A 13644-nucleotide genomic window follows, 5' to 3' on the forward strand; every position below is an offset into this window, starting at 1 on the left:
GATTTATATGGCTAGAAAAGTGGAAACTTATGAAGAAACTTATGAGAAATTAGAAGAAATCATAACTCATATGGAAAGAGGCGAATTAAGTCTAGATGAATCCATTAAAAATTATGAAGAAGGAGTAAAACTTCTAAATAAATTATATAAAAAGTTGAATTCTGTTGAAGGTAAAATTAAAATAGTTAATAATGGAGTAGAACAAAACTTTGAAGGAGAAGAATAATGGATATACTAGGTCTCAAAGATAAAATAGATGTATCATTAGATAGATACTTTAAAGATAAAGGTAGTTATAATAAAGAATTATATGAATCTATGTCTTACAGTGTAAATATAGGTGGTAAAAGAATAAGACCTATACTTACACTACTTTCATATGCAATATATAATGAAAATGTAGATGATATTTTAGATGTAGCCATGGCAATAGAGATGATACATACATATTCACTTATACATGATGATCTCCCCGCAATGGATAATGATGTTTTAAGAAGGGGGAAACCTACTAATCATGTTGTATATGGTGAGGCTTTAGCAATACTTGCTGGAGATGCATTACTTAATGAAGCAATGATTATTTTAATGAATTTCTCACTAAAGAATGGAACTAATGCCTTAAGAGCTTCAAAACTTATTAGCGAAGCAGCTGGAGCTGATGGAATGATAGGTGGTCAAGTGGTAGATATAAGAGCAGAGGGCAGAGGAAAGAGCCTATCTTTAGAAGAACTTAATTATATGCATAAAAATAAAACTGGTGAATTAATAAAAGTTTCAATATTAGCAGGAGCTACTATTGCAGGGGCTAGTGATAAAGATTTAGAAAAACTTAGTGAGTTTGGAGATAAGTTAGGGCTTGTATTCCAAATAAAAGATGATATATTAGACGTTACACAAACAACAGAGATACTTGGAAAAACTGCTAATAGTGATATAGAAAACCATAAGACTAATTATATATCAATATATGGTTTAGAAAAGTGCAAAGAACTTTGCAAACAATTGACAGATGAATGTATGGAGTTGTTAGATAATATAGATGGAAATATCATAAGTCTAAAACAGTTAGCTTTAACTTTACTTGAACGAAAAAATTAAGCGAAAAGGATTTGATATTTTATGATAGATATGCTAGACGATTCTGAAGGGAAATATAAGATAAAAAATTTAAATGATAAAGAAATTAATCAGCTAGCGAAGGAAATTAGGGAATTTTTAATAGATAGTATATCTAAAACAGGTGGGCATTTAGCATCAAATTTAGGTGTTGTTGAACTTACCTTAGCACTATTTAAGAATTTTAATTTTGACGAAGATAAAATCATTTGGGATGTAGGGCATCAATGTTATGTCCATAAATTATTAACTGACAGAAAAAATCAGTTTTCAACTTTAAGACAATATAAGGGGCTTAGTGGATTCCCAAAAAGAATAGAGAGTAAATATGATTTCTTTGACACAGGACATAGTAGTACATCAATATCAGCTGCTATAGGAATGGCAAGAGCTAGAGATTTACATGGTGGTAAAGAAAATATAATAGCTGTTATAGGTGATGGAGCCTTAACAGGAGGAATGGCTTTAGAAGCTTTAAATGATATAGGATATAATAAAACTAAGATGATTGTTATATTAAATGATAATCAAATGTCAATATCAAAGAATGTTGGTGGATTATCAGTTCATTTAAATAAATTAAGATCTGATAAAGCTTATAATAAATTAAAAGCTGGTATAAATGCTAGCTTAAATTCAAGTGATTTTGGTAAAAATGTAGCCCATTCTTTAGAAAAGATAAAAGGAAGTATAAAACAACTTGTAGTTCCAAGCATGTTATTTGAAGATATGGGACTAAAATATTTTGGACCAATTGATGGACATGATTTTAAAAGCGTGGATGAAATTTTAAAGGTAGCAAAAGAAATAGATGGACCAGTAGTTATCCATACAGTAACACAAAAAGGAAAAGGATATAATTTTGCAGAAGAAAATCCTAATAAATTCCATGGAGTAGGACCATTTAACTATTCAAGTGGTGAAATGCTAAAATTATCAAGTCAAAATTATTCACAAGTATTTGGAGAGGCAATGATAGATTTAGCAGCTGAGGATAAAGATATAGTAGCAATAACTGCTGCTATGCCAGATGGGACAGGTCTTAAAGCTTTTTCTAAGAAGTTTCCAAAGAGAATGTTTGATGTAGGTATAGCAGAACAACATGCTATGACTATGGCAGCAGGAATGGCAGCAGCAGGCTTAAAACCTGTTTTTGCAGTTTATTCAACTTTTCTTCAAAGAGCTTATGATCAGCTTATACATGATGTATGTATACAAGAGTTACCTGTAATATTAGCCATAGATAGAGCTGGAATAGTTGGAGAAGATGGTGAAACTCACCAAGGAATGTTTGATATATCATATTTAAACTTAATTCCTAATATAACTATTTTATCTCCAAAACTTATGAGTGAAGTGAAACCAATGCTTAAGTGGGCTTTAGACTATAAAAAGCCAGTAGCTTTAAGATATCCAAGAGGTGGAGATTATGAAGAAACAGGACTTGAGCCTTTAAATAATATAAGCCTTGGAAAATGGGAAAAAATAATAGATAATGATGAATTATTTATTATTGCAACAGGTAAAATGGTTCAACATGCAAAAATAGCTATAAATAAATTAAAATTAAGCCATAATAAAAATATAGGACTTATAAGTGCTACTTTTGTAAAACCATTAGATTATTCTATGCTTGATGAGTTAATTTCTAAAAATGTAAAGATATTAACTATAGAGGATGGTATAGTTAGAGGTGGACTTGGAGAAAGTATATCTGCATATTTAATTAGAAATAATTATAATGGAAAAGTAGATAATATAGGTTATGATGATAAATTTATAGAACATGGAAAAGTTGATATATTATATAGAGAAAATGGTTTAGATTCTGAATCAATTAAAAATAAGGTTTTAGAGATGTTATAAGTTTTACTTATTTTTAAATGGAATAAAGAAAAAGGAGGAGCTACTTTAAAAAATTTAAATTTTTAAAGTAGCAAAATAAAAAGTGGCAAAGAAAAAAGAAAGACTAGATGTTATTTTAGTTGATAAAGGATTTTTTGAATCTAGAGAGCAAGCTAAAAGAAGCATAATGGCAGGAGAAATATTTGTTGATGATAAGAGAGTTGACAAAGCAGGTGAAAAAATAGACATAGAAGCCAATATAGAGTTTAAGGGTTCAAAGCAACCTTATGTTAGTAGAGGTGGATTTAAACTTGAAAAAGCTATAAATTCATTTGGAATTGATATAAATGGTTCAATATGTATGGATATAGGAGCTTCAACAGGTGGCTTTACAGATTGTATGCTACAAAATGGAGCAAGTAAGGTTTATTCAATAGATGTTGGATATGGTCAATTTGCATGGAAGCTTAGAACTGATCCTAGAGTTGTATGTCTTGAAAGAACTAATGTTAGATATGTAACAGATGAGCAAGTACCTGATAAATGTGATTTTGCATCAATAGATGTATCATTTATATCACTTACAACTATAATGCCAGCAGTAATGAATCTTTTAAAAGAAGATGGAGAAGTTATGGCTTTAATAAAACCACAATTTGAAGCTGGAAAAGGCAAGGTTGGTAAAAAAGGTGTCGTTAGAGAGCCAGAAATTCATAAAGAAGTAATAGAGAAAATAGTAAATTATGCTCTTTCAAATAATTTAAATATTTTAAATATAGACTTCTCACCAATAAAGGGACCAGAAGGAAATATAGAATATTTAATTTATTTAAGAAAATCAAATGAAAAACAAGATGATTTTAATTTTGAAATCATAGATGAAGTAGTTAATAATTCACATAGTGATTTATAGAAAAGAGAGGTTATATGAAAAAGGTTGGAATTTTAATAAATAAAAGCAAAGATATCACGGGTGAAATTGAAAAATTAGTTATTGAAAAGACCAACAAGTATTTGAGACCAGATGAAATTTCTGTAATGGATCACTTAGATATAAATAATAAGGAAGACTTTGATTCTTTTGATTTACTTATGGTTCTTGGAGGAGATGGTACTCTTCTTGGAACAGCAAGAAACTATGCTCATAAAATACATTGTCCTATATTAGGGATTAATATAGGAAATTTAGGTTTTATATCAAGTGTAGAATTTTCAGAGCTTGATGAAGCTTTAGAAGATATAAATAAAGGCGAATATAATATTGAAGAAAGAATAATGATTAAATGTAAGATTAATGGTAAAGAATTTAAAGGTAATAGAGCTTTAAATGATGTTGTTATTGCAAGAGGAACTTTATCAAGAATGACTAAATATGATGTGTATGTTAATGAAGAAAAATATACATCTTTTAATGGTGATGGAATAATAGTTTCAACACCAGTTGGATCAACTGCTTATTCATTATCAGCTGGAGGTCCGCTTGTTAGTCCAGATATTAATATTATTTCTATAGTTCCTATTTGTTCACATAATTTAAATTCTAAACCTTTAATAGTAAATGAAAATAGTTTAATAACTATTATACCAACTATTGAAGAAGAAATCTATTTAACTATGGATGGGCAAATATCTATTAAGCTTAAAAAAGATGATAGAATAACAGTAGAAAAATCAGAAGTTAAATTTAAAGTTATATCTTTCAAAGAAAAAAAATATTTTAAAGTTTTAAGAAAAAAAATCTTTTGTAGAACGGAAATATAAAAGGGGGTATTTAGATGAAATCAAAGAGGCATTGTAAAATCATAGAGATAATAAATAAGAAAGCTATTGAAACTCAAGATGAACTTGCAGAAGAGTTAAGAGCTTCAGGATTTGATGTAACTCAAGCAACAGTATCAAGAGATATAAAGTCATTAAAGCTTATTAAAACTCAAGATGTAACTGGTAGATATAGATATTCAGTTATAAAAAATGAAAGCAGTAATATTGTTGAGAAGTTAACTAATATTTTAAAAAGTACTGTTGAAGGCGTAGAATCAGTAAATAATATGGTTGTTGTAAAAACATTAACTGGTTCAGCAAGTGCAGCAGCTGAGGCCATAGATGCTTTAAACTTAGGAGAAATAGCTGGGACTATAGCAGGAGATAATACTATATTTATTTTATTAAGAGATAATGATAAGGCTATAGAAATTGTTAAACGTATAAAAGAAATGGTAGATTAATGGAGTTTGGAGGTGCAAAATGCTTCTACAAATATCAATAGAAAATTTTGCTTTAATAGAAAGTATAAGTTTAGATTTTAAAGAAGGCTTTAATATCCTTTCAGGGGAAACTGGGGCAGGTAAATCTATTCTTATAGATTCTATAAATTATGTTCTCGGAAGTAAGTTTAGTAAAGAACTTATAAGAATAGGTAAGGATAAGACTTTTGTTGAGGGTGTATTTTCTATAGAAAATAATACAAGAGTTAAAGAAATTTTAGATGAAATGGATATTGAAGCAGATGATATCTTAATAATATCCAGGGAAAGCTTTAGTAATGGAAAAAATATAAGTAAAGTTAATGGGAAGTCAGTTGTTCTAAATAATTTAAGAAGAATTACTAGTAGGCTTATAGATATACATGGTCAACATAATAATCAAAATTTATTAAATAGAGAAAATCATATTTTTTATTTAGATTCATTTTGTGATGAAAAATTTTCTGAAAATTTATTAAAATATGAAGAGCAGTATACTAAGCTTAAAGAGATAGAAAAGAAAATATCAGATTTAAGCCAAGAAGGTAAAAACCAAAAACTTATAGATTACATAGAATTCCAATTAAAAGAAATAAAATCAGCAAATATTCGAGTTGGTGAAGAAGAAGAACTTACTGAGAGATATAATATACTATCAAATTCTGAAAAAATTAGTTTAGCATTAAATAATTCTTATTGTAAGCTAAATGAGTCTATATTAAATGGACAATCTATAATAGATTATATTGGTGATATTAATAGAGATCTTGCATCTATAGAAGCTCATTCAAAGAAGATAGAAGATATAAACTCAAGAGTTAGCAGTGTTTATTATGAATTACAAGAAATTGCTAGAGATATATATGATGAAAACTCAAGTGTTGTTTATGATGAAAATGAGTTAGAATCTATAAATAGTAGAATTTATCAGATTTCAACTATACAAAGAAAGTATGGAGAATCTGAAGAAGCAGTATTAAATTATGCAAAAGATTTGGAAAGACAGCTTGAAGAAATGCTTGATTCAGAAAGAATAATAGAAGAACTAAATAAAGAAAAACTTGCAATTATTGAAGTTCTAAAAGAAATAAGTTTAGAGCTTCATAATATTAGAAAATCTTTTGCAGAGTATTTAACTTCAAGAGTTAAGGATGAACTTTCATATGTAGGCCTTGAGAAATGTGAGTTTGATGTTGAAGTTGTTTTAACAGAAGAGTTCAATCAAAGAGGTCAAGATAGAGTTCAATTCTTAATATCAACAAATCCAGGTCAGCCAATGAAACCTATGGAAAAGATAGTTTCAGGTGGTGAGCTTTCAAGAATAATGCTTGCTATGAAAGCTGTGTTTATAGATAAGGATAATATACCAACTGTTATATTTGATGAAATAGATACAGGTATAAGTGGACAAATAGGGCAAAGTGTTGCTGAAAAGATGTATGAAATATCTTTAAAACATCAAGTATTTTGCATAAGTCACTTACCTCAAATTGTTAGTATGTCAGATAATCATTATTTTGTTTCTAAGGAAGTTAGGGATAATACAACTTTTTCAAGTGTTAGACAAATTAATGAGGAAGAAAAAGTTATTGAGATTGCTAAAATGTTAGGTGGGGTAGAACTTACAGAAGGAACACTTTTAAATGCAAGAGATATGATTAATCTTAATGAGGTTAAAAAACAAGAAATAAGAAATAAAAAGAATAAATAATTTAATTAAAAAGGGCTCTCTAAGATAAATTTTATTTTAATATAGAGATACCCTTTATTTTTTATTAAATTTTAAAATGAATAGTCTTAATAAGCTAATTCTAATTCATGTTTATATTCATTGTGCATTCTCTTCCACATAATATATCCATATATTGATCCAACTAAATACTGAAGAAGTGATAAAGTATTTGATAAATCACCTACAAAAATTGATGGATTAATAATTCCAGTATGTATGGTTTGAATTACAAACATTATAAATCCTAAGCTATTAGATACAATCCAGAAATTCCATTGAGCTACATATCTTTTTCCTGTAAAGAATACAGCCATTATAGTTAAAGTTGCAGTTATAGAATCTAGTAATATTTGAGGATCTGCTGAAATTCTGATATTAAATAATTTATATAAAATAAAAGGTAATTTATCTAAAAATATAGCATAAACAATAAAGCATATTATTGAAATTAGTATAGAGTATAGCCATTGTTTTTTTGTAAGAGTTTTTATTATTATCTTATTTGTCGATTCTTTTGACATATGAGATTTCCATGATATAAAACCATAGATTATAAGAGGTAATACTATAAAAAAGTTTTCGATAAATTGACCATATAAGCTACCTACTAAAGCAATAATTGATAAAGTTATAGTATTTATAATCCACCAAATATAGCCATATATATTAGCGTTAGATGTATATATAGAAACTAATATTCCTGAAATAGTACATAGTAATCCTGTTATTCCTAAAGGGGAAAATACACTAGAAAAATTATCTCTTCCTAAAGATAAAGGAAGTAAGAAAGTAATAATACTAGCAGCAGTAAAGAATATAAAAAATACTTTTTGGAATTTAGTAAAGCTATTGTAGAAATTCATTTAGTACACATCCTTTGTTATACGAATATTAATGTTAAATATTTTTAAATAATTCGTTAATATAGTATTAATGTTAGAGTATATAGATTAAAATGTCAAGTTTATATTTGAAAATTCTTTTTAATACGAAATATAAGTTTTTATAAATATAGATAATTCATTAGTTTTTTCTAGATAGATATTAAAAATAAATTAAAGATTTTATTTCTATTAATAAATATGTTTTTTTTATTGAGTATAAAAAGAGACTGTTATCAAAAGTTAAGTTAAATTGGCTTCTGATACAGTCTTTTTTGTTTTTATACTTATATCTGCTTAATGTATATATGCATATTATTAAATAAAAAAATTAATTTTATGATAAATTTTCTCATAATTTAAGATAAGTTGGATATACTAACAACGTTACTCTAACATATAAAGAATTAAAAAGGGTAAATTACTATTGTAAAGGAGGAGATAAGATGAAAAAAGAGAACGAAAAGAAAAATTTTATAAAAAAATTTGTTTTAATGTGTTTACTTTTATCTTCTGTATTCGCTTTAGGTAATTTTCTCCTTAATAAGGATAATGTTGAACTAGTTTCAGCTAGTGAAAGCAAATATTTTAGTAAAAAAGATAAAATGAAAGTATATGCTGGAGGTCAGAATGTAGGAATTAAAATATCTACAAAGGGAATCTTAGCCGTAGCGTTCTCGGATATAGAGGATGCTGATAAGAAAGTATTGAAGAGTCCTGCTGAAGCATCTGGAGTAGAGATTGGGGATATAATTTTAAAAATAAATAATAAGGATATAAATAATTCTAAAGACCTTAAGAGTAGAATTTCAGAAAATGAAAATAATGAGATAGACCTTTTAATTGAAAGAAAGGGAAAGCTTATAAATAAAAAAGTTAAGGTAATTAAAGATAGTAAAGGTAATTGTAAATTAGGACTTTGGGTTAGAGACTCTACAGCAGGTATAGGAACTATGACATTCTATGAAGAGAATACAGGTATTTATGGTGCTTTAGGTCATCCTATCACTGATAATGAAACTGATAAGATTCTTACAGTTGAAGGTGGAAGTCTTTTAAATTCAACTGTTGTAAATGTTAGAAAAGGAGAAGTGGGTTCTCCAGGTGAGTTAAAAGGTTTATTTATGAATGAAAAGAAAGAGATAGGAACAGTAGGAAAGAACACTATTTGTGGTATTTTTGGAGTTCTGAATAAAGAAGAAGTTCAAAAAAGAAGTTCTTTAAGAAAAAATAAATCTTATGAAGTAGCATCTAAAGAAGAGGTTAAGGTTGGAGAAGCTCAAATAATAACAACAATTGATGAAAAAGGACCTAGATATTTTACAATTAATATAGAAAAGGTTATAGAGCAATCAAAACCAGGACCTAAGAGTATGGTTATTAAAGTAACAGATCCAGAACTTCTTGAAAAGACAGGTGGTATTGTTCAAGGTATGAGTGGAAGTCCTATAATACAAAATGATAAAATTGTAGGAGCTGTGACACATGTTTTGATAAATAAACCTAATACTGGATATGGAATTTATATAGAATGGATGTTAAAAGATGCAAATTTGTTAAAATAAGTGAGTAAAAGAATAAAATGTGTTATAATATACTAAAGAATATTATAAAAATATTTTTTAGTATATTTTTTTATTTTTTTTTGAATAATTAAAGGATTTGAATAGTTTTTGTCGAAGTTAATAATGTAAATAAATGGAATAATGAGCAGATTATATAGTAAGGGGAGAAAATAAATGAATGATTCAAAAATTTCAGTTTTAATTGCAGATGATAATAAGGAATTCTGTAGTATATTAAATGATTATTTATTAAATCAAAGGGATATAGTTGTTGTTGGAATTGCAAATGATGGCTTAGAAGCTTTAGAATTAATAGAAGAAAAGAAACCAGATTTAGTTGTTTTAGATATTATTATGCCACATTTAGATGGACTTGGTGTATTAGAAAAATTAAATTCTTCAAAATTAGATAAGATACCAAGAGTAATTGTTTTATCAGCAGTTGGACAAGATAAGATAACTCAAAGAGCTATTACACTTGGAGCTGATTATTATGTTGTTAAACCATTTGATATGGATGTTTTCATAAAGAGAATTAGACAAATGTTTAATAATACAATTTCATCAGAGGAGAGCAATACAAGACAATCAACTTTACTTGAGATGACAGAAGCTCCAGTTAGTAATAGAAGACAACCTATGGATTTAGAATCAGAAATAACAAATATTATTCATGAAATAGGGGTTCCTGCTCACATTAAGGGATACATGTATCTAAGAGAAGCAATTACTATGGTTGTTAATGATATGGAACTTTTATCAGCGATAACAAAGGAATTATATCCTTCAATAGCTAAGAAGTATAATACAACAGCTAGTAGAGTTGAACGTGCTATAAGACATGCTATAGAAGTTGCATGGGGCAGAGGTCAAATAGAAGCTATAAATAAATTATTTGGTTATACAATTCACAATGATAAGGGTAAGCCAACAAACTCAGAATTTATAGCTATGGTTGCTGATAAATTAAGACTTAAAAATAAGGTAAGCTAATAAGAAAACTACTAGGCTTGTGAGTTATGGTAATTGAGGCTATTTATACACATAAACTAATAAATTATATATAAATATAAATATAAAGATACACTTCAATTAATTAAATGAAAATTAATGGGGTGTTCTTTTTATATCAAGAAATAAGAAAGTAAATTTTACTTTTACTAGCTTAGAAATAACCTTGATAAAAGTTTTTACTAAGTTGTGAGGATATATTTATATGGGTATTTTTTCTACTTATAATATTTTTTATTTAAAGAAATATCAAGTTAAAATGTTAAAAATATTAAATTAGTATAGATATAATTAAAGTAATGAAAAAAAATATCTATAATTATAAAATACGGTATTTAATATGGTACAATATCCCTTGGTAATTATAAATTAGTGACAGCTGAAAAGGGGATTCAAAAATGGCAAAAATGATACAATGTAAAACCTGTTCTAAGGAAATAGCAGCAAATGCTAAATCTTGCCCAGGATGTGGAGCAAAGAATAAGAAAGCAATATATAAGAGACCTTGGTTTATAGTAATAGTAGTCTTTATAATACTTGCAGCAATAGGTGACTCAAGTAGTAGCGACTCTAAGACAGCAAGTAGTGGAACAAGTAAAATTGAACAAGAAATTAACCCAAGTAATAAAACAGAAAGTAATATTCTAGTAGAAGATGACGTAGAAGAGAAAATTCCAACTGAATATAAGTCTGCATTAAGAAAAGCAAAAACATATAGTAATACTATGGCAATGTCTAAGGCTGGATTATATGAACAGTTAACATCAGAGTATGGAGAAAAATTCTCAGCAGAAGCAGCACAATATGCTGTAGATAATGTAAACGCAGATTGGAAAGCAAATGCATTAAAAAAAGCAAAAACATATCAAGGAACTATGGCAATGTCTCCAAGTGCGATTTATGATCAATTAGTATCACAACATGGTGAAAAATTTACAGCGGAAGAAGCACAATATGCTATAGATAATCTAGAGTAATATTATTTTATAAATATAAAAAGTTAACTTAAGCATCTAGTGTAGAAACTAGATGCTTTTATTATTTAAATAAATAACAGATAATAATATAGATTAATTAAAATTAAGAATCTTATAGTAAATAATATGTACTTTATTAATAAATGAAATAGTAAAAAATCACCTCTAATTAATTAAATTTGGAGGTGATTTTTTATGCCTAAAAGAGTTAAATAAATTTAGAATAGAAAGAAAAGATAATATATTTAGTATTAATGTTAAATATATATTATCTTTTCTTATAAATAGCTTTAATTATAGGACAAGAGAGTGTGCTTAAGTTTATTATAATCTATTTAATGTTAAATTCTTTGTTTTAATGATGTAACTGTTATTTCTAACACTCTAGTTAAGAATGGGAATTTATCTTTCATAAGATTGAAATCTTTACCTGATTTAATAAAGTTAGCAGTTCCTTCAATTAAGAAACCAGTTCCTTGATAATTATTAAATCCTTCGACTTCTTTACTACCAAGAGTTACTTTAACTCTATTATTTACATTTACATCTACTTCTGTACTATTAAAGCCAGCAGCTGGAATTAAGATTCTTTCATCATCTGTTACAACTAAATATGAATTCCAAGTATTAGTTACATGTGGTTCATCTATTCCCCAAGAGGTTATTGAAACCACTCCTTCGTTTTTTAATACTTCATAAAATTTTTCTGTAAGCATTTTATATTCCTTCTTTCGATTTTAATTAAAGATAAATTATATCCTGGATAAATACTGTCTATAATTAAGAATAGAATCTTTTTTGCCTTTTGTCAATAGATATATCTTATTTAATATGATTCTCTTGAATGCAAGTAAATAATGGGATATCATTACATAGAAGACTTTATAAAAAGGAGTATTAGAAATGAAATTTTCAGTAGGTGTAGAATATGCACTACATTGTTTATTATATATGGTAAATTTAGAAGAAAGTAAATCTGTAGGAATAAGAGAATTAGCTAAGTTTCAAGGTATTTCAGAAACTTATTTATCAAAAGTATATGCAAAATTAAGTAAAAATGGAATTATAAAATCTGCTCCAGGTGTAAAAGGTGGATATACATTAGCAAGAAAAGCAGATGAAATAACATTTTGGGATATAGTTGAAGCCGTAGAGGGAAATGAATCATTTTTTCAATGTGCAGAAATTAGACAAAATAATATATTATTAAGTAAAGAGAAAGTACCTAAAATAGATACCAAATGTCCTTGTCTAATAAAAGTTGTAATGTTGGAAGCAGAAAATGAAATGAAAAAATATTTAAGTAAAAAAACATTAGCATGGTTATATGATGAAGTATATAATAAAACACTTTCAAAGGATATTAAAGAAGCAACAATTGAATGGTTTAGTGATAAAGTGAAGTAGACAATATATTTTTTTGTTTATATATACTAATAATAAAAGTTATTTATTAAATTAAAATTAAAGAATAGAGAAGTTAATAAATATAGTTATACTCAAGATTTAAAGATACTTAGTATTTAAATCTTGGGTATTTTTTTATTTAATTTACATAATTTTAGTGAGGTAGTAATAATTTTATTATGTAAATAATATTATATACAAAAGGGGAGTGGGTATTTTGAAGGAGATGTTAAAAAAGATTAAATCTATAATATCAGAAAATAGAATAATATTTTTATGGGTATTATTATTCTTTTTAATAGGGATAGTTCTAGGATCATATACAGTTTATTATATGAGTGATGTAGGGAAAATTGAGATTGGTGGATATTTTAGCAACTTTTTAAAATTTATTAAGGGAAATGAAATAAATTATGTATCTGTTTTATTAAGTAGTATAAAGTCTATTATACCTGCTTGTGTATTAATTATAGTTTTTGGATATACATTAATAGGCTTTCCTTTTGTTTTAGCTATTAATCTTATCAAGGGTTATGTTCTTGGATTTACTTTAGCTTTAGTTATCACAGTGCTTGGTACAAAGGGAATAGGTGTATTGTTTACAACTTTAGTATTACAGAATATAATTTATATTCCTGTGTTAATTTTGATGAGTATTTTATCAATAAAAAGTTCTTTTATAAAGTTTAAGAGTTTAAGAAAAGATTCAGCAAGAAATGAGATAAATGGTAAAGAATATTTTATGGTTCAAAGCTTTTTAATGGTGTTAATTTTCTTTGGAATATTAATAGAAACATATATTTCTCCAAATTTATCAAGATTAGTAATTAATGTATGATATTTGTAATATAAATAATTATGTAA

Annotated in this window: 14 protein-coding genes; 12 read left to right on the forward strand and 2 right to left on the reverse strand. The window is 26.9% G+C overall.

Going from position 1 to position 13644, the window contains the following annotated elements:
• Positions 1 to 7 precede the first annotated feature (7 nt).
• From BN8917_RS08030 to recN, 7 genes are all read left to right on the forward strand, one after another.
• Entirely contained in the window at positions 8 to 226 is a 219-nt protein-coding gene (locus tag BN8917_RS08030) for an exodeoxyribonuclease VII small subunit (protein ID WP_066873048.1), read from the forward strand.
• Positions 226 to 1101: a polyprenyl synthetase family protein gene (locus BN8917_RS08035; RefSeq protein ID WP_066873051.1), complete on the forward strand. Its 876-nt coding sequence runs from the start codon at positions 226 to 228 to the stop codon at positions 1099 to 1101. The genes BN8917_RS08030 and BN8917_RS08035 overlap by 1 nt, the downstream gene beginning before the upstream one ends.
• 21 nt (positions 1102 to 1122) lie before the next feature.
• Positions 1123 to 2985 (forward strand): 1-deoxy-D-xylulose-5-phosphate synthase, encoded by a 1863-nt coding sequence (dxs, locus tag BN8917_RS08040; protein WP_066873053.1) that lies wholly within the window; start codon positions 1123 to 1125, stop codon positions 2983 to 2985.
• Between the two features lie 82 nt (positions 2986 to 3067).
• Positions 3068 to 3877 (forward strand): TlyA family RNA methyltransferase, encoded by an 810-nt coding sequence (locus BN8917_RS08045; protein ID WP_066873056.1) that lies wholly within the window; start codon positions 3068 to 3070, stop codon positions 3875 to 3877.
• A gap of 14 nt (positions 3878 to 3891) precedes the next feature.
• Positions 3892 to 4725 (forward strand): NAD(+)/NADH kinase, encoded by an 834-nt coding sequence (locus tag BN8917_RS08050; protein ID WP_066873058.1) that lies wholly within the window; start codon positions 3892 to 3894, stop codon positions 4723 to 4725.
• 14 nt (positions 4726 to 4739) lie between these two features.
• Positions 4740 to 5189, forward strand: a complete 450-nt coding sequence (locus tag BN8917_RS08055; RefSeq protein ID WP_066873061.1) for an arginine repressor — start codon at positions 4740 to 4742, stop codon at positions 5187 to 5189.
• A gap of 19 nt (positions 5190 to 5208) precedes the next feature.
• Positions 5209 to 6918 (forward strand): DNA repair protein RecN, encoded by a 1710-nt coding sequence (recN, locus tag BN8917_RS08060; RefSeq protein WP_066873064.1) that lies wholly within the window; start codon positions 5209 to 5211, stop codon positions 6916 to 6918.
• A gap of 86 nt (positions 6919 to 7004) precedes the next feature.
• On the opposite strand, the gene pnuC is transcribed toward recN, so the two are convergent.
• Positions 7005 to 7802, reverse strand: coding sequence for a nicotinamide riboside transporter PnuC (gene pnuC, locus BN8917_RS08065; RefSeq protein WP_066873067.1), 798 nt, complete (start codon positions 7800 to 7802; stop codon positions 7005 to 7007).
• Positions 7803 to 8266: 464 nt separating this feature from the next.
• Here pnuC and spoIVB point away from each other — a divergent pair, with 464 nt between their 5' ends.
• From spoIVB to BN8917_RS08080, 3 genes are all read left to right on the forward strand, one after another.
• Positions 8267 to 9385, forward strand: coding sequence for a SpoIVB peptidase (gene spoIVB, locus BN8917_RS08070; protein ID WP_066873070.1), 1119 nt, complete (start codon positions 8267 to 8269; stop codon positions 9383 to 9385).
• Between the two features lie 174 nt (positions 9386 to 9559).
• Complete coding sequence (gene spo0A / locus BN8917_RS08075; RefSeq protein ID WP_066873072.1) at positions 9560 to 10378, forward strand: sporulation transcription factor Spo0A; 819 nt, start codon at positions 9560 to 9562, stop codon at positions 10376 to 10378.
• A gap of 416 nt (positions 10379 to 10794) precedes the next feature.
• On the forward strand, positions 10795 to 11373 hold the full coding sequence (locus tag BN8917_RS08080; RefSeq protein WP_066873074.1) for an Ltp family lipoprotein: 579 nt from the start codon (positions 10795 to 10797) through the stop codon (positions 11371 to 11373).
• A gap of 341 nt (positions 11374 to 11714) precedes the next feature.
• Here the strand turns inward: BN8917_RS08080 and BN8917_RS08085 are convergent, their stop codons facing one another.
• On the reverse strand, positions 11715 to 12089 hold the full coding sequence (locus BN8917_RS08085; RefSeq protein ID WP_066873076.1) for a pyridoxamine 5'-phosphate oxidase family protein: 375 nt from the start codon (positions 12087 to 12089) through the stop codon (positions 11715 to 11717).
• Between the two features lie 187 nt (positions 12090 to 12276).
• Here BN8917_RS08085 and BN8917_RS08090 point away from each other — a divergent pair, with 187 nt between their 5' ends.
• Complete coding sequence (locus BN8917_RS08090; RefSeq protein ID WP_066873079.1) at positions 12277 to 12780, forward strand: Rrf2 family transcriptional regulator; 504 nt, start codon at positions 12277 to 12279, stop codon at positions 12778 to 12780.
• Between the two features lie 226 nt (positions 12781 to 13006).
• Complete coding sequence (gene spoIIM, locus BN8917_RS08095; RefSeq protein ID WP_066875423.1) at positions 13007 to 13618, forward strand: stage II sporulation protein M; 612 nt, start codon at positions 13007 to 13009, stop codon at positions 13616 to 13618.
• The last annotated feature ends 26 nt before the right edge of the window (positions 13619 to 13644 follow it).

The organism is Clostridium mediterraneense (genome assembly GCF_900091705.1).
Taxonomy (GTDB): Bacteria; Bacillota; Clostridia; order Clostridiales; family Clostridiaceae; genus Sarcina; species Sarcina mediterraneense.